The 17,825-nt window shown below is 37.9% G+C and carries 15 protein-coding genes; 7 read left to right on the forward strand and 8 right to left on the reverse strand.

The window, feature by feature from the left end:
* Positions 1-66: 66 nt before the first annotated feature.
* On the forward strand, positions 67-1,296 hold the full coding sequence (locus tag G508_RS19550; RefSeq protein WP_051197542.1) for a hypothetical protein: 1,230 nt from the start codon (positions 67-69) through the stop codon (positions 1,294-1,296).
* A 376-nt stretch (positions 1,297-1,672) separates the two neighbouring features.
* Positions 1,673-2,170, forward strand: a complete 498-nt coding sequence (locus G508_RS0110010) for a hypothetical protein (protein ID WP_026705187.1) — start codon at positions 1,673-1,675, stop codon at positions 2,168-2,170.
* Between the two features lie 158 nt (positions 2,171-2,328).
* Here the strand turns inward: G508_RS0110010 and G508_RS0110015 are convergent, their stop codons facing one another.
* From G508_RS0110015 to G508_RS0110030, 4 genes are all read right to left on the reverse strand, one after another.
* Positions 2,329-3,756: a TolC family protein gene (locus tag G508_RS0110015; protein ID WP_026705188.1), complete on the reverse strand. Its 1,428-nt coding sequence runs from the start codon at positions 3,754-3,756 to the stop codon at positions 2,329-2,331.
* Positions 3,749-6,943, reverse strand: coding sequence for an efflux RND transporter permease subunit (locus tag G508_RS0110020; RefSeq protein WP_026705189.1), 3,195 nt, complete (start codon positions 6,941-6,943; stop codon positions 3,749-3,751). Before G508_RS0110020 ends, G508_RS0110015 begins: the two co-directional genes overlap by 8 nt.
* Before the next feature lie 26 nt (positions 6,944-6,969).
* A complete protein-coding gene (locus G508_RS0110025) occupies positions 6,970-8,052 on the reverse strand; it encodes an efflux RND transporter periplasmic adaptor subunit (protein ID WP_026705190.1) in 1,083 nt (360 codons plus the stop codon).
* 165 nt (positions 8,053-8,217) lie between these two features.
* Entirely contained in the window at positions 8,218-8,643 is a 426-nt protein-coding gene (locus tag G508_RS0110030) for a hypothetical protein (protein ID WP_157485953.1), read from the reverse strand.
* 197 nt (positions 8,644-8,840) lie between these two features.
* Here G508_RS0110030 and G508_RS0110035 point away from each other — a divergent pair, with 197 nt between their 5' ends.
* Positions 8,841-10,484, forward strand: a complete 1,644-nt coding sequence (locus G508_RS0110035) for an aryl-sulfate sulfotransferase (protein ID WP_026705192.1) — start codon at positions 8,841-8,843, stop codon at positions 10,482-10,484.
* A 73-nt stretch (positions 10,485-10,557) separates the two neighbouring features.
* Here the strand turns inward: G508_RS0110035 and carB are convergent, their stop codons facing one another.
* Both carB and rpmH read right to left on the reverse strand, forming a co-directional pair.
* Positions 10,558-13,410, reverse strand: coding sequence for a carbamoyl-phosphate synthase large subunit (gene carB / locus G508_RS0110040; RefSeq protein WP_026705193.1), 2,853 nt, complete (start codon positions 13,408-13,410; stop codon positions 10,558-10,560).
* 198 nt (positions 13,411-13,608) lie between these two features.
* Positions 13,609-13,770, reverse strand: coding sequence for a 50S ribosomal protein L34 (rpmH, locus tag G508_RS19835; RefSeq protein WP_026978255.1), 162 nt, complete (start codon positions 13,768-13,770; stop codon positions 13,609-13,611).
* Positions 13,771-13,941: 171 nt separating this feature from the next.
* On the opposite strand from rpmH, the gene G508_RS0110050 reads away from it, so the two are divergent.
* Complete coding sequence (locus G508_RS0110050) at positions 13,942-14,457, forward strand: membrane protein (protein ID WP_026705194.1); 516 nt, start codon at positions 13,942-13,944, stop codon at positions 14,455-14,457.
* 72 nt (positions 14,458-14,529) lie between these two features.
* Here G508_RS0110050 and G508_RS0110055 read toward each other — a convergent pair whose 3' ends face one another.
* A complete protein-coding gene (locus tag G508_RS0110055) occupies positions 14,530-15,423 on the reverse strand; it encodes a lytic transglycosylase domain-containing protein (RefSeq protein ID WP_026705195.1) in 894 nt (297 codons plus the stop codon).
* A gap of 48 nt (positions 15,424-15,471) precedes the next feature.
* Positions 15,472-16,128: an alpha/beta hydrolase gene (locus G508_RS0110060; RefSeq protein ID WP_026705196.1), complete on the reverse strand. Its 657-nt coding sequence runs from the start codon at positions 16,126-16,128 to the stop codon at positions 15,472-15,474.
* Between the two features lie 118 nt (positions 16,129-16,246).
* On the opposite strand from G508_RS0110060, the gene G508_RS0110065 reads away from it, so the two are divergent.
* The 3 genes from G508_RS0110065 (at position 16,247) to G508_RS0110075 (ending at position 17,685) form a co-directional block, all read left to right on the forward strand.
* The gene (locus G508_RS0110065; RefSeq protein WP_026705197.1) at positions 16,247-16,969 is read left to right on the forward strand and encodes a pirin family protein; all 723 of its coding nucleotides are present in this window, start codon (positions 16,247-16,249) and stop codon (positions 16,967-16,969) included.
* A 17-nt stretch (positions 16,970-16,986) separates the two neighbouring features.
* On the forward strand, positions 16,987-17,271 hold the full coding sequence (locus G508_RS0110070; protein WP_026705198.1) for a GNAT family N-acetyltransferase: 285 nt from the start codon (positions 16,987-16,989) through the stop codon (positions 17,269-17,271).
* 72 nt (positions 17,272-17,343) lie between these two features.
* Positions 17,344-17,685 carry a hypothetical protein gene (locus G508_RS0110075; RefSeq protein ID WP_026705199.1) on the forward strand — a complete coding sequence of 114 codons (342 nt, stop codon included), beginning with the start codon at positions 17,344-17,346 and terminating at the stop codon, positions 17,683-17,685.
* Positions 17,686-17,825 lie beyond the last annotated feature (140 nt).

Below are 17,825 nucleotides of genomic sequence, written 5' to 3' on the forward strand. Positions count from 1 at the left end.
GAAGCCGCGGAACGTTGGCAGTAATTTTAAAAAAACCAAAGAGAATTCAATAACCTAACGAAACAGATGAGAAAAGGAATTTGTCAATTATGTGACAAGGAAAAGGATTTAGCTGAAAGTCACATTATTCCAAAATTTGTTTATCGTTGGATGAAACAAACTGGAGGGAAATATTTCAGAACTGCATTAAATCCAAACCAAAGATTACAAGATGGTATCAAGAATTATTTGTTATGTTTTGATTGTGAACAAAAATTTAGTAAATATGAAAAATGGTTTGCAGATAATATTTTTTTTCCTCATTTAAAAAACAGTTCCAAATTTCTAGAATATGATGAAAATCTAGGGAATTTTATTATATCTGTTCTATGGAGAAGATTGCTACTAAATAAAATAAATGGTCAAGAATATTTTGAAAAAGTATTTAATGATTGGAAATCATATTTAAATAATGAAGATGTTCTTCAAAATGATAAAATACATTTATTCTTTCTTGGAGATATATGGGGAGAAAATACTCAGCCCAATGAATTTGTTCATAGATATTTCACTCGTGCTACAGATACAAATATAGCTGAGATTGATAATGATATAATTGTATTTGCAAAATTTTCAAGATTTCTAGTTTTCGCTGAATTAAATATTAATAAACAGAATTTTAGAGGTACAAATGTTTACTTTGGAAAAAGTAAATTTCCTTTTGCACAGTATATCGACAACGGTAAAATATCTCTCTATTTTCTAGACCGTGCTGAAAAAATTTATCGTTTGGCTTTAAGTCGAATATCAGAAGAAGAACAAGTAAAAATTTTAACTGAAATAAACAAAAACCCTGAAAATTTTTGGGATTCTGACGCTGGAAAATCTGTTTCGTCTGACATCAATAGTGAAATTAGACCTTACAAGGTTGATGAAAGAATAAAATATGTATGCGATATTTGTTTAGATTCAATGAGGGAGCCAGAAGGACATTTATTACGAACTTATGAAATAGTGATATCCGAAAAATACTGGAAATATATTTTTAGTAATAACAATTTTGGGATTGATAAAGAAGGCTTAAAAAAGCGATTAGATTATTTTATAGAAGTTTCATCTTCACCTACTCCTTGGATTATTTGTGACAAATGTATTTCAATGTTTGATATAAAAGATATAGAAAAGAATAAAGCATATATGAATAAATGGTTTTCTACAAAAGGAAAATTCAGACCTAATAAATGTGGTGATTTCAGGAATTATTTGGACAACGATGAAATAAAAAAAATACCAGAAATGATAGCAGGTATAAATTAAGTTATTAAACACAAATAAAAAAACTAATGCCAACACTTGCTACAAGAGATTTGGGCAATTGGCTTAATAGTAAAATGGTCTTGTATTTGGGATGTTTAGGCAAATCCCCCCGCTACCGCGCGAATCCCTTCGCGTGGAAGTATGTAGAATTTTGTAGCTATTTATATAATTGCTTCTTTGTAATAATACGTTTGGGGTATATAGTTGAATTGTCCACGCGAAGGGATTCGCACGGTAGCAGGGACAGCGGACACAGTCCATTTGGTCTTAGACAAGTGCTACTAATACAAATTAAATTGGAGACCAGAACACAATCAAAGTAACAAGGAGTAATCCGAAAAGGCTTACAAGTAAGAAAAATTTAAAAATAGAAATTATGAGCAATCAACAAATTCAACCACCAAATCCAATTATTCCAACTATACCTGTTGGAACCATTGTTGCATTTTCTGGAAACCCAGCTACTATTCCTTCAGGCTGGATTTTGTGTAATGACTTTGGTAAAAAGAGCATACCAACAAATTACGAGGGGCCCCAGATACCTAATTTAGATGGTTTAACACTCATTGGACAAGGATTAAATTACAATTTTGGAGAACAAGGTGGAGAATCAACTCACCAATTATCTACTGCCGAAATTCCCCCTCACTCCCATACAATACATGGGGGTGATTTTGGCTCTCTTGGCACTTCTCTAGAAATTGGAGACAGTAGCTATGTACCTTACTGTACGACTAATGTTTTTGGTGCAAATGGAACGGACATTTCTGGAGAGGGGATTCCTCATAATAATATGCAGCCCTTTTATGTAGTTTACTATATCATGTTTATTGGTGTTTCAACTAGCCAAGGGCTTTACAACGCTGTTCCGTAAATAATTTAAAATTAATGTTGTGACCCGATCGGATATGCACAACAGTTAAGGCAGTTTTTCAAACCATACCCACAAGCAAAGTAAATCCTACCCTTTCTAATACCTTAAAAAAAATCCCTTTCAAAAGAAAGGGATTTTGCAGTATAGCTACATCAGGTTTACTTCCATCCGCCACCTAGAGCGTGATAGATGTTTACCATTGCATTCATCTGTTGCAGCTTGGTTTCGATCAAATCAAACTTGGATTCGAGTGCGTCACGTTGCGTTAACAATACTTCCATATAATCGGCTCGTGCCGATTGGAACAGGTCGTTTGAAATGGTTACCGAGGTATTGAGGGCTTCCACCTGCTTGGCTTTCAAGTTATAGGCCTTGGCGACATTATCAATCTTCGCCAGCTGGTTGGCCACTTCTACATAGGCATTCAGGATGGTTTTCTCATAATTATAGACCGCTTGGATCTGCATGGCATTGGCAGTATAATAACTCGCCTTGATGGCATTACGGTTGATGAGCGGTGCGATCAAATCTCCAGTAAGGGAATACAGCAACGACTCTGGAGTCTTGAACAAATACTTAGAGTCGAACGCATTCAGCCCCACGCCAGCCGAGATGCCTAACGAAGGATAGAACCTCGCTTTTGCTACCTTAATGTCTAATTTGGCTGCAGCCAAATCCATTTCGGCCTGTTTCACATCCGGACGGTTTTCGAGCAACTGGGCTGGAATTCCGGCACTGATGGCATTGGGTACCAAATCAATAAAGTTTTGGGTACTTCTCTGAACCGGTTGCGGAAACCTTCCCACCAAGAAATTGATCTTATTTTCGGTTTCAATAATCTGCTGCTGGATCTTGAACTCCAAGCTCTGGGTATCATATACCTGGGCTTCAAATCGTTTCACGGCCAACTCTGTTACCCTTGTGGCTTCCTTTTGAAACTTTACAATCTTGAGGGCATTGTTTTGGAGCTCTATGTTTTGCTTGACAATGGCCAATTGGTTATCCAAAGCCAACAATTCATAATAGGAATTTGCAATTTCAGCAATCAGGTTGGTCACCATAAAGTTCTTGCCCTCTATGGTTGCAAGGTATTTGCTAACGGAGGCTTTCTTGGCATTGTGGAGCTTGTTCCAGATGTCTAATTCCCAAGTAGCATAGGCTTTCACGCCATAATCCTGCAACGGTTCGGGCGTTTCAATTCCAGGCTTGATATCGGTAGTGGCATCATTTGCCCCTTGACTGGTGTACCTTCCCACTTTCTCTACTCCAGCACCCGCTTTCAGACCGACAAAAGGCAAATACTCTCCCTTTCTGGCCCTGATTTCGTTCCTAGCAATTTCAATTTCCTGCAAGGTAATATTCAGCTCCTGATTGTTGGACAAGGCAGTGGTGATGAGCGAATCCAGATGGGGATCTACAAAATACTCCTTCCATTTGAAAGTGGCAGTGTTCAAAGTGTCCTTTGAGTCGTTATAACTCAAAGGAACTTCTTTATTTTCTGTTTTCTGAACCATTGTAGGCGTCTTGCAACCCGTAAAGTTCAAAGCCAGACCCAGTATAATGATATATTTAAAGGTATTATTCATGTTCGTTCGTGTTTTCGAAATTATCTATTTGATGTACGAATCCTTCTGATAAAGAACTCTCTTCCTCGCCCTTGATGAGTTTTCGACCATCGGCCAACGAGCCAAAAATAAAGTACAATCCTGGCACGATGATGACCCCGAAGATTGTTCCGAAAAGCATCCCTCCAAGTGCAGAAGCTCCGATAGTCCTGTTTCCGATGGCTCCCGCTCCTGTGGCTATAATCAGTGGAATCAATCCGGCGATAAAGGCAAAAGAGGTCATCAAAATAGGTCGGAAACGCACTTTTGCACCTTCGATGGCAGCTTCCAGGATCGTGAAGCCCTGCTGTCGCTTGAGGACGGCAAATTCTACAATCAATACGGCATTCTTGCCTAGCAATCCGACGAGCATGATGAGTCCGATTTGGGCATAGATATCATTTTGAAGTCCCATCATTTCCAACAAGACAAAAGAACCGAAAACCCCAACCGGCAAGGAGAATACAACTGCCAACGGAATAAGGAAACTCTCATATTGGGCCGCCAACACAAAATAGACGAACACTAAAACAATAAGGAAGATATAAAGCGACTCGTTTCCACGTCCTGCTTCGTCATACGACAAACCTTCCCAAGCGATGTCATAGCCTTTTGGTAGCGATTCGCTGGCGACTTCTTTGATGGCGTTGATCGCATCGGCAGTGGTGTAGCCTTTTGCAGGAGCCCCTTGAATGGCAGCGGAATTATACATATTATAACGCGTTACCTCATTAGGTCCTTGGGTTTTCTTTAGCGTCATAAAGGCAGAATACGGTACCATTTCGCCTTGATCGTTCTTCACATAAAGGTTCAAGATATCCGATGGCAATCGTCTGAATTTTGGATCAGACTGTACATATACTTTAAAGAAACGTCCAAACTTGATAAAGCCTTGTTCGTAAGTACTACCAATCATGATATTAAGGTTTTCCATGGCATTACCAATAGAAACACCTTTTTGCATGGCCAGTTCGTTGTTGATTTCCAATTCATATTGAGGGTAATCGGCAGCGAAGAACGTGAACAAACCTGCAAGCTCTTTTCGTTTGCCCAAATCGGCCATAAACTGCTTATTGATTTTATCAAAATCCTGATAATCAGTTTCGGTATTCTTGTCTAGTAATCGCATGGAGAAACCACCAGAAGAACCAAACCCTGGGATTGCTGGCGGCTCAAAGAACTCTACTACAGCTCCAAGTCCCTCTGATTTTTCTTCAAGTTCTTCCATGATTTCCTTAACGGTATGCTTCCTGTCTGACCATTTTTTCAGGTTGATCAAACACGTTCCGGCATTAGAACCACGACCTTCCGTCATGATTTCGTAACCTGCCAATGATGAAACCGATTCTACACCGTCAATCTTCTCACAAATCTTTTGCAACTTCTGCGACACTTGATTGGTGCGTTCCAAAGTACTTCCGGGAGGTGTTTGGATGATGGCATAAATGGTTCCCTGATCCTCACTTGGAATAAATCCGGAAGGTAAAATTTGATTCTCGAAGAAAATACCGGCACAAAAAGCCAAGAGGATTCCAAACGTAAGCCATCTTCTGCTGACAATCTTTTTTAATAGTAGTACATATTTTCCTGTAAGTCGGTCGAATATTCGGTTGAAGGCATCTAAACTTTTGGTCAGAGGGTTGCCTTTCTTCTGTTTTCCGTGGTTGTTTTTTAATAACATCGCACATAAAACCGGTGTCAGCGTCAAAGCGATCAAGGCTGAAATTACGATGGAACTTGCCATGGTGATGGAAAACTGTCTGTAGAATGTTCCAACGGGTCCTGACATGAAGGATATCGGCAAGAATACTGAAACCATAACCGCTGTAATGGCAATGATGGCACCAGTGATTTCACCCAACACTTTTTTAACCGCATTGTAAGGCGTGATGTGCGGAAACTCCTCGAACTTGGCATGGACGGCCTCGACGACGACAATCGCATCATCGACCACGATACCAATAGCCAGTACCAAGGCAAACAACGTGACCAAGTTGATGGAAAGTCCGAAGAACTGTATCACAAAAAAGGCTCCGATTAGCGAAACGGGTACGGCCAAAATCGGAATCAGGGTCGAACGCCAATCGCCCAAAAAGATAAACACCACCAAGGCTACCAAGATAAAGGCATCCCGCAAGGTATCGATTACCTGATCGATAGAAGCATCAAGGAATTGCGACACGTCATAGCTAATTTTGTAGTCCATTCCTGGAGGGAACGTTTCCTTCATTTCCTCCAATTTGGCTTTTACTTCCTCGATTACATCACTGGCGTTACTGCCATAATTTTGTTTTAAGACGATAGCGGCAGAAGGATGTCCGTCAAGATTCGAATAGATATCGAAAAATTCACTTCCCAATTCTACCTTACCGATGTCTTTTAAATGGATCGTTTGTCCTTTTGAATTGGCACGGATGATGACATTATTATATTCTTCAGGCTTGTTGAACCTTCCCTTATAGGTCAAAACATATTCTAATGATTGGGCGGCAATTCCCGAACTCTGTCCGATTCTTCCCGGACGACCGATGATACTTTGTTCGCCCAAGGCTTTCATGACCTCATCTACCGAAATATTGTAGGCTCTCATTCGGTCCGGATTCAACCAAACACGCATGGCGTAGGTTCTACTTCCTAAGATTTGAGATCGTGCCACACCTTTGATTCTGCTGATTTCGGGAATCATCTTTACACTGGCATAATTGTAGAGGAATTTTTCATCCATACTTTTATCCTTCGCATAAAGGTTCACATACATCAACATACTCGGTTGGATTGGCGTGATGACAACCCCTTCACGTTGTACCAGTTCTGGCAAGAGTGGCATAACTTGATCGACCCTCGTCTTGACGCGAATAACCGCTTGGTTTGGGTCGGTACCAGGTTCGAATATGATTCTTAAAGTCGCTTCCCCAGCACTTGTAGCATCAGTAGCGATGTAACGCATTCCTTCTACCCCATTGATAGAATTCTCTAGCGTGATAAGGGTTGATTTTACCAAAACATCGGCACTTGCACCAGGATAGGCGATAAAAATATTTACCGTTGTTGGGGCAATCGGTGGAAACTGCGATATCGGCAGTTGCTTGATGGCTAAGGAGCCTACAAAAACGATGATGATGGAAATCACGATCGCAAAAACGGGTCTGTGTATAAACTTGCTAAACATTTTTTTCTTTTTTTAAGGAAATGCGATTACTCCGCATAAAGTTCCAAGTTAGACAGTACCGTTTGTGGTGCTACAAGCTTATACTTGATTTTTTCCTTTTCTTTTACAAGACGTAATCCTTCCAGAAGAATCTTGTCGTTTTCAGATAGTCCAGCTTTAATGGCAAAAAGATGTGGCATTTCGGCTTCTATTGTTACTTCTCTTGACTGTACCGTATTATTTTTATCAATTACAAAAACATATTTCTTGTCCAATACTTCAAAAGTTGCCTTCTGCGGAATCAGCAAGGTGTTTTTTAATGGAATAGTCACGTGAATATTACCTGTTTCGCCATGACGCAATAGACCTTTAGGATTAGGAAAAGTAGCCCTAAACTGAATGTTTCCGTTTTCGCTGTTGAAGTCGGCCTCGATAGTTTCTACAATTCCTGAATTTTCAAAATATTGATTATTGGCCATCAGTAATTTTACAACAGGTTTGGAATCACTTTTTTGATTCTGTCTGAAATCCAAATATTCAGCTTCGGGAACATTATAATAGACCCACATTTTGCTGTTATCCGAAAGGTTGGTTAGCAAATCGCCTTCTTCGACAAGGCTTCCCAATCGAACATTAAAGCGATCGATAATACCATCAAATGGAGCTCGAACTTGTGTGAATTCAAGATGGACTTTGGTAAGCGATAATTCGGCTTTGGCCTTATCCAATTTGGCTTTTGCCATTGCCAACTCATTTGGAGCAACTACATTATTTTCGGCTAAGCGTTTGGTATTCTTGTATTCGATTTCGGCAAAACTGGCTTCGGCTTTAGCTTTTTCCATTTCGGCTTCGTATAACTTGGGCATAATTTGAAAAAGGATTTGCCCTTGTTTTACAAATTGGCCTTCATCTACAAAAATCTTTTGCAGATAACCACGTTCTAATGCTCTTAATTCGATATGGCGACTGGCTTGGATTTGTGACACATAGTCTTTGGTGACAACAGTGTCTTTCCTGATGGGGTTGGTTACTAAAAATTGTTCTTCCTTTTCGTGTTCTTTATGTTCAGTCTTGCAACTTGCAGTTAATAGCAAGACAGAAAGGCTCATTAATATGAGTATTCTTTTCATTTTTCTTATGATTTTAAACGATATGTTTTTTTTGAAGTTTTTGGAAAAGGTGCGCGACGAAATCTTACACCTTATAATCCGTTTGGACTAATGCCAACAGATTTCGGGCAACGAAAATAGCCGAACAAAAGGTTCAGTATTTTACTTTGCGTGAAGAAAAGGGTATCAAATCCTGAAGGTACAGAATAGGATTTGGATAGTGTTAGAAGGGAAATAAACAAAATAATTCCTTGGCGGAAATTCTTTTTTGAGGGAATACGATAAGCCTAAAAATTGTGCTGTAAAAAGGCCTTTAGAAAGTGCGGGAATGCTTGAACCTTTTTTTACGGTAATGGATTCCTCCTCCTCTACTTTTTCGTTATCAGTTGTATAAACCGTCCTGTGATTGGCTTCTAATGTAGTATGAACCGAAGGAAAAAGAAAGTTTTGATGCATCAGTAGTAGATCATCGCCATATTCCTGTGAATGATGTGCAACACTATAGGATGGCAGTGCTTGAACATCTACATTGTGACGTGCCGAAAGCTTGACACATCCCAACACAAGAAAAAGAATAAAAGAAAACAAGGTTTTCATTAATGATCGGTTCATTCGGTGACAAAATTACATCATTTTATTCCTACTTCCGCTCCATCACCTATTTAATATATTGTTAAATTAATCATTTTTGATTTTCAATCTTGGTTGAAAAAATAGTTGAGAATTTTATACTTCCATTTTTGTTAAAGTCATTCATCATTGATTATAACCTTAAATATTATAGTAGTTTTGAAAAAAAAATGATCCAGATGATTAAACCATTACTTTTATATTCCTTTTTTCTACTTTGTTCTTTAACAATATACTCTCAAAACACTGTAGGAATTATAACCGACACGACGGATGCCTACCAAGGTTACACGCTTTTTACTTCCAATACCTCTACTTTTTTAATCAATAATTGTGGTGAAGTTATCAACCAATGGAGCAGTACTTTTACCCCTGGAAATTCGATGTATTTACTAGAAGATGGCTCCCTTTTGAGAACTGGAAGTACACCTTCTAACGATATTGTTTTTGGAGGTCAAGGTGGTGTTGTAGAAAAATACAGCTGGGAAGGTGCTTTGCTATGGCAATATTATTATGACACGCCACAATACCGTCAGCACCATGACATTTTTCCGATGCCAAATGGAAATGTAATGATTTTGGCAGCAAAAGTTATGACCAATGCCGAAGCGATTGAAGCAGGAAGAAACCCTGCCATGTTGCCCCAAGGAGTTTTATATTCAGAGCAACTGGTGGAAGTGCAACCTGTTGGAACCAACCAAGGGACAATTGTTTGGGAATGGGATATGAAAAACCATCTTGTGCAGGATTTTGATGCTACAAAAAGCAATTATGGAATTGTTTCCGAAAATCCACAAAAGCTAGACATCAACTTTACGAATGGTTCTGCCGGGAATTCCAACTGGCTTCATGTGAACTCTGTTCAATATAATGCCACATTGGATCAAATTATCTTGAGTTCCCGAAACCTGAGCGAAATCTGGATTATCGACCACTCGACTACAACAGCCGAAGCAGCAACTAGCACTGGTGGTACTTATGGAAAAGGTGGGGACATCTTGTACAGATGGGGAAATCCTCAGGCTTATGATAAAGGAACAGCATCTGACAGAACGTTGTTTGGCCAGCATTATCCGCATTGGATAGCCGATGATTTGATTGATGGTGGGAAACTTATGGTCTTTAATAACGGTAATGGAAGAGAGCCTCAATTCTCTGAAGTATATATCCTAAATCCGCCAACAAGTGCTCCTGGTTTTTATACCTTGGAGGCAGATGGCACTTATGGCCCCGAAGCTCCAGATTATATTTATGCTGATAACGCTACTAATCCGGCTAACTTTAATTCGCACATCTTGAGTGGTGCCGATCGTTTGCCTAACGGTAATATCTTTATTTGTGAAGGAACAAAGGGAAAGCTATTTGAGATTGATAGCAACGAAAATATTGTCTGGGAATACATCAATCCTGTTCATAATGTCACAGGAGCTATTGCTTCTCAAGGAGGCAACCCTCCTACTGTTCGACAATTGTTCAGAGGTCTTAAATATGGTGTTGATTATCCTGCATTTGAAGGAAAAGATTTGACACCAGGCGATCCAATTGAACTTAATTCTGAGCTCAATGTAGCCTGTACTGCATTAGGAGTTGACGAAAATGAATCAAATACCTTTATGTTAAGTCCAAATCCAACTTCAGGAATCATTAACCTGACAACGGACGCTGTTGTGACTAAGATTGAAGTATATAACATCTTGGGTGCTAAAATCAATACGGTTATGAATTCCAAAACTGTGGATTTATCCAATTTACAGAGCGGTATTTATGTTTTAAAACTATTTGCTAATGATGTTGTGAGTATAAAAAAAATTATCAAAGAATAATTAAAACCAAAAAATCCCTTTCGTTTGAAAGGGATTTTTTATTCACACCGTACGGACAGGTCGCGACCCGTCCCTACTTGCTCAAATACATTTTTCTTCTTGAATACAATTCATAAAATTGGTCATCTTTCAAGTCGTCAATAAACAAGATACTTTCTCCTGTAGATTTCATCTCCGGCCCAAGTGCTTTGTTTACATTTTTAAACTTACTGAATGAAAATACCGGTTGCTTGATGGCATAACCCTTTAATTGCGGATTAAATTTAAAGTCAGTTACTTTGTTTTCGCCCAACATCACTTTTGTAGCATAGTTTACATAAGGTTCTCCATACGCTTTTGCTATAAATGGAACCGTTCTTGACGCTCTTGGATTAGCTTCAATGATATAAACTGTATCGTCTTTTATGGCAAACTGGATGTTGATCAAACCTACTGTTCTCAAAGCCAAGGCAATTTTTTTGGTATGCTCTTTAATCTGTTGCATTACAAATTCTCCCAAGTTGAAAGGAGGCAATGTAGCGTTACTGTCGCCAGAGTGTACTCCACAAGGCTCGATGTGCTCCATGATCCCGATGATGTATACGTTTTCTCCATCACAAATTGCATCTGCTTCCGCTTCAATCGCACCATCCAAATAATGATCGAGCAATAATTTATTTCCTGGAATCGATTTCAATAAATCAATTACGTGTTCTTCTAATTCTTGCTTGTTGATGACAATCTTCATCCCTTGTCCACCCAACACATACGAAGGACGAACCAATAACGGGAAGTCTAAGGTATCTGCTAATTTTGAAGCTTCGTCGGCACTTTCGGCAATTCCGAATTTAGGGAAAGGAATGTTCAACTCCGTCAACAATTCTGAGAAACGCCCTCTATCTTCGGCTAAATCCAAAGCATCGAAACTTGTTCCTAGAATCTTGATTCCGTATTTTGATAGCTTTTCAGCCAATTTCAAAGCCGTTTGCCCACCCAATTGCACGATTACACCTTCTGGTTTTTCGTGACGGATGATGTCGTAAATATGTTCCCAGAAAACAGGCTCGAAGTATAACTTATCAGCAGTATCAAAATCCGTTGAAACCGTTTCAGGGTTACAGTTAATCATAATGGTTTCATAGCCACATTCTTTTGCAGCCAAAACACCGTGAACACAAGAGTAATCAAACTCAATCCCTTGCCCAATCCTGTTTGGTCCAGAACCTAGAACCACTACTTTCTTTTTATCAGTTACAATACTTTCGTTGTGAACGTATTTCTTACCGTCTGCTGTTTCAATTTCAGCTTCAAACGTAGAATAATAGTATGGTGTTAGTGCTTTAAATTCTGCCGCACAAGTATCCACTAATTTATAGACACGCTTTATGTCCATCTCTTCGCGTAGCTTATATACTTGGCTTTCTAAACAGCCCAACATATGTGCTATTTGGCGGTCGCCATATCCCTTTTGTTTTGCCTCAAGCACTAATTCTTTTGGCAAAGTATCAATTTTATAGTTTGAAATCTCTTTCTCTAGCAAGAACAATTCCTCATACTGCTTCAAGAACCACATGTCAATCTTGGTGATTTCATGTATTCTGCTCAATGGAATTCCCATTTGGATGGCATCATAAATCACAAACACACGGTCCCAACTTGCATACGTCAGTTTTTCGATGATTTGCTCATAATTTTTATAGCCTTTTCCGTCGGCCCCTAATCCATTTCTTTTTATTTCTAAAGATTGAGTTGCCTTATGCAAAGCTTCTTGAAACGAACGTCCAATTCCCATTACCTCGCCAACAGATTTCATCTGAAGACCTAGAGTCCTGTCTGCTCCTTCGAATTTATCAAAATTCCAACGTGGTATTTTTACGATAACATAATCCAATGTTGGTTCAAAAAGTGCTGAAGTCGATTTTGTAATTTGATTCTGAAGTTCATCCAAATTGTATCCTAAAGCCAGTTTCGAAGCAATTTTTGCAATTGGATAACCTGTAGCTTTTGATGCCAATGCTGATGAACGCGATACTCTTGGGTTGATTTCAATCGCCACAATGTCTTCCTTTTCGTCAGGCGAAACAGCAAATTGTACGTTACAACCTCCTGCAAAATTTCCGATGCTTCTCATCATCAAGATTGCCATGTCGCGCATTTTTTGGAACGTCGTGTCAGAAAGCGTCATTGCTGGAGCAACCGTGATAGAATCTCCTGTATGGATTCCCATCGGGTCCATATTTTCGATAGAGCAGATAATTACAACATTATCATTCTTATCTCTCAAAAGTTCCAATTCGTATTCTTTCCATCCTAGTAAAGCCTTGTCAATTAATACTTCATGAATTGGCGACATTTCTAAACCGTAGGTTAGTTTTTCGTCAAACTCTTCTTTAGAATGTACAAAAGCAGCTCCAGTTCCACCCAAGGTAAATGATGGACGGATTACCAATGGAAAACCAAATTCCTGAGCAATTTCTTTTCCTTTCAAGAAAGAGGTTGCCGTTTTCGCAGGTGCGGTTGGCACATTGATTTTCTCTAGCAATTGCTTGAACTGTTCCCTATCTTCAGTAATATTGATGGCATTGATATCCACACCAATTAATTTTACACCAAAATCTTCCCAGATTCCTTTTTCATCAGCTTCCAAGCATAAATTCAAGGCCGTTTGTCCGCCCATTGTTGGCAAAACAGCATCAATTTGCGGATGTTCTTTAAGGATTTCAATAATCGATTTTGTAGTCAATGGTTTTAGATAAACGTGATCTGCCATTGAAGGATCGGTCATAATCGTTGCAGGATTCGAGTTGATCAGGATTACTTCGATCCCTTCTTCCCTGATGGAACGAGCAGATTGAGAACCTGCATAATCAAATTCACAGGCTTGACCGATAACAATTGGTCCCGAACCAATAATTAAAACCGACTTGATGGAGTTGTCTTTTGGCATGTTGCTTTTTGTTTTAAGCTTTAAAGTTTCGAGTTGTGGGGTAAAACTTTAAAAGTAGTTAGGTTTTTATTCTTAAATTATCGCTGCTTGTAGTAACGTTAAAGGTTAAACTTCAAACAAATAACTTTCTTTAATGAAAAGGTATAAAAAAAGGCGATACTAAAATAAGTAACGCCTTTATTTATTTTTCAATAAACATTATTTTTTGTGTCTTGGTTCGCAAGATACAGTCAATTTATGTCTTCCTTTAGCTCTTCTACGAGCTAGAACTTTTCTTCCGTTCGGAGATTCCATTCTGTCCATAAATCCGTGTTTATTTCTTCTTTTTCTTTTCGATGGTTGAAATGTCCTTTTGCTCATTGCTTTGTATCTTTAAAAATCGTGATTTAATTTCTATGTAATCGTTTTTGAGATTTTGTTCCCTAAAAACCGAGTGCAAATATACAAAGGTTTTTTTTTCTGACAAGTAGTTTTATAAAAATATTTTTAATTGATTTTATTACCTTTGCAAACTCATATAAAAAACTAATTATGTTTCACAAAAATATCAAACTCATTTTAGCCGGACTTATTATTGCTACTGGTATTTGGCAATTTACAGAAAGTAATATCGGAAATGGAATTTTCCTTTTATTATTGTCGCTAATTTTCATTTTTCTATATTTTAAAAATGAGTTTATCCTATTGGCTTTCCTTAAATTAAGAAAACAGGATTTTCCGGGTGCTCAAAAATGGTTAGCTTACATCAAAAATCCAGAAGCTTCTTTGGTTAAAAAACAACAAGGATACTTTCAATATCTTCACGGATTGATGCTATCACAAACCAATATTACCCAGGCCGAAAAACATTTCAAGAAAGCATTGGAACTTGGTTTATCTATGGATACTGATATTGCTATTGCAAAACTGAATCTTGCTGGTGTAGCGATGACAAGAAGAAGAAAATTGGAAGCTACCAACCTTTTGAACGAAGCTAAAAAATTAGACAAGCAAGGTTTATTGAAAGACCAGATTAAGATGATGAAGGAACAAATGAAGAAGATTTAGTGATCTGTTTACAGTCACAGTAATCAGTTTCTATTTATAAAAAAGCTTTCAGTTTCCTGAAAGCTTTTCTTTTTAATATCCACTCAAAGGGATTTCAATTTCATATTTTTTCTTAGAAGCATTGGTCAGCTTCTTATCTCTCAACCAAGGATTATGAATCTTTAAAATCTTATAGTTGATACCTTGCTCTTTGGCGAAAGCCGCCAAATCCGTAATCGTAGAATCTACAACAATTTTCTTGGTTGGAATTCCCTGGTAAAGTTCTTCTTGAGCTACAGTAAAATTATAAAGCGTTGGGTTTTTCATGATTTCCTTAAGGGCCAAAATCCTGAAAACATAACGATGTGTTTCATCGGTCAACAATAAATCATAATAATTAGAAACACCTTGACTTGTAATTTGCTTGTTTACACCTGCCAAACCGCCATTATACGATGCTGCAGCCAAGGTCCATGAACCTAATCTTGATTTTGCATCCAATAGATAACGACAAGCGGCTTCAGTAGATTTCTCCAAATGATATCGCTCGTCCACTTCATCATTGACTTCCATCCCTCTTTCCTTTGCAGTTGCAGGCATAAATTGCCAAAAACCTTTTGCACCAGCAGAAGAAGTGGCATTCATCAAGGCACTTTCGGCTACAGCCAAATATTTAAAATCGTCTGGAACGCCATGTTTTTGCAAAATAGGTTCTATGATTGGAAAAAACCTATTGGCTCTTTTCAAAATCAAAAGCGTTGAAGCATCCAGATTCGCATTTACTAATAATTCTCTATCGAAACGTTCCCGCACATCCGAAACTGCAAGAGGTGTTGTTTCGCCTGCAAAGTCAACACTTGCCGGAAAATATCTTTTTGTCGTTTTTGTAGTTTCCACATTTTTGATTTCTCCCGAAACCGCGTGAATCAAAGCACCACTTGTTAGTACAACTGCTGCTATTATTCCTGTTCTTTTTATCCAGTTCATTTTCTTTTCGTTTTTATTGTGATTTGTAAAACTATCTAATAATACTTCCTATTCCAAAATTATTTTGGGTAAATTTTCGTTGAGCCATTTAAATTTGCTCAAAATCATAATATGTGTTCCACCTTTGATGGTAATACAATTTTTGATGTTTTTGATCGGGAAAACTTCGTCAATATCGCCATGAATGTGCACTACTTTTGTGTCAATTTCCGTTCTTTCCCACATAATCATCTGTTCGATAGCCCAATCGAGATACACTTTCTCCCGCATTGATAAATATTTTTCATACAATTTTAATCGCTGTTGGATGGCGGTTCCAAAAGAAAACTTCGACAATACTTCTACATTTTTCATCAAACCTGTGGGAACAAGTTTATAAGCCTTTGTAGATTTTGCAATTTTCATTCGCAACGGAACTTCTAAATTACATTTGACGCTCGAAATGATAATTACCTTTCTAAGCTTCAGAAACTGTGCCATTTCCTGAACCAGAACACCTCCAAACGAAACCCCGACCAAAACGGCATCGTCCTCGGTTACAAGCTTCGACATTCTTTTGGCGTAAGCCGTCAAAGATTCATTTTCAATAGGCATTTCCCAATCCAGCAAATGCATTTCAAATGTATCTTCTGGCAACTCTATTCTCTCAAAAATCAGGGAACTTGCAGCAAGTCCTGGCATAAAATAAACATGAATCTTTTGCATCAAAATTGTTTTAACGGTATGATAACAGCTAAATCCGCAAATTATTACGAATTTTGTATAAAATTAAAATTTTCTTTTGGGAAAATACTTCATCCTGACTTTAATTTATCAATAAATTATGACGACACAACTTTATAAATCTACCGAAAGAGGGAAAGCTAATTTCGGATGGCTTGATGCTAATTTTTCTTTTTCGTTTGGAAATTATTTCGATAAAGAGAAGGTACAATTTGGGATGCTTCGGGTTTTAAATGATGATACGATTGCTGCTGGAACGGGCTTTGGAACACATCCTCATGAGAATATGGAAATCATCACAATTCCCCTCGAAGGTGGCTTGAAACACCGCGACAGTATGGGAAATGAAGGCGTGATTGGTTTTGGAGAAGTACAAGTGATGAGTGCCGGAACTGGAATTTTACATTCTGAAATGAATGCAAGTCAAACTGAAAGCGCCAAGACTTTGCAACTTTGGGTGTTTCCAGAACAACAAGATGTTGAACCAAGATACGACCAGAAATCGTTTGATTTGACCAGTAAAATCAATACCTTTGTAACCGTTGTTTCGCCAAGGGATAAAAATGATGGAAACGCACTTTGGGTGCATCAGCAAACCTTTTTTAACCTTGGGATTTTTGAAAGCGGAACTACCATAAACTATATGGTTAATATTGCAAAAAATGGCGTCTATCTTTTTCTGATTGAAGGACAAATTGGAGTTAACAATCAAATACTGAATGAACGGGATGCAATGGGAATTACCGATTTTGAAAATTTTGAAATTACAATAAAACAGCAAGCAAAAATACTTTTAGTCGAAGTACCAATGACACACGAATAATTATGGAGATGCAAACTATGGAAATTAAAGACAATACTTTCTCAAGACAATTTGAGACACAGGTGGACGGAAAGTTGATTTCATTGGAATATTCGTTTCAAGAAAAGAAAATTTTCCTAACAAGGTTGAATGTTCCTGAAAATTTTGAAAACGAAGAATTTATTACTGATTTTCTAAAAAACATTATGGCTATTGCCGAAGAACGAAAATTAAAAGTAGTTCCGATTTTACCCAAAATCGCTGCTTTTTTTAGAAAAAACCCTGTTTACAAGGAATTACTTCCTCCAGGAATTAAAATTTAAATCGAATTCAGAAAAGCTTTTACTTGATTGTAAAAGCTTTTTTATTTTGGTAGAAATTATTACTTTTACCTAATGCCATCAGAAGAAACCACCCAAAAAGTCATTCATTTTTTTGAAAATATCGAGAAATATTATGGCTCCAAAACCGAAATTACCGAAGCTTTATGTACGGAAACCGATAATTTCGACACACAACTCACTACTTGGAATTTATCAGAATTTATTTTGATCCGTTCGGCTTATCGAAATGCTGGTGCTCGATTCATGATGGAAGGCGAAAAAATGTATTATGAAATTTCAGCAAAAATAATTGTAGATTTCAAACAGCCGGGAAGAAATTCATTTGAATTTATCGAACAATATAGTGAGAGCGTTTTTAGGATTACTAAGATTAAGTTCCACTACAAATACTAAGCTTTTTGATGCTCAAAAAGCAAATTCCAAAAAATAAGCTACAAATAACAAACAAGCTACAAAGCCAAAAAACCAAACCTTCGCAAATGCAAAGGTTTGGGTTTTTGTCCCGAAACTTCGGGATTAGAAAATTGTAATTT

The sequence above is a fragment of the Flavobacterium soli DSM 19725 genome, assembly GCF_000422705.1.
GTDB lineage: Bacteria > Bacteroidota > Bacteroidia > Flavobacteriales > Flavobacteriaceae > Flavobacterium > Flavobacterium soli.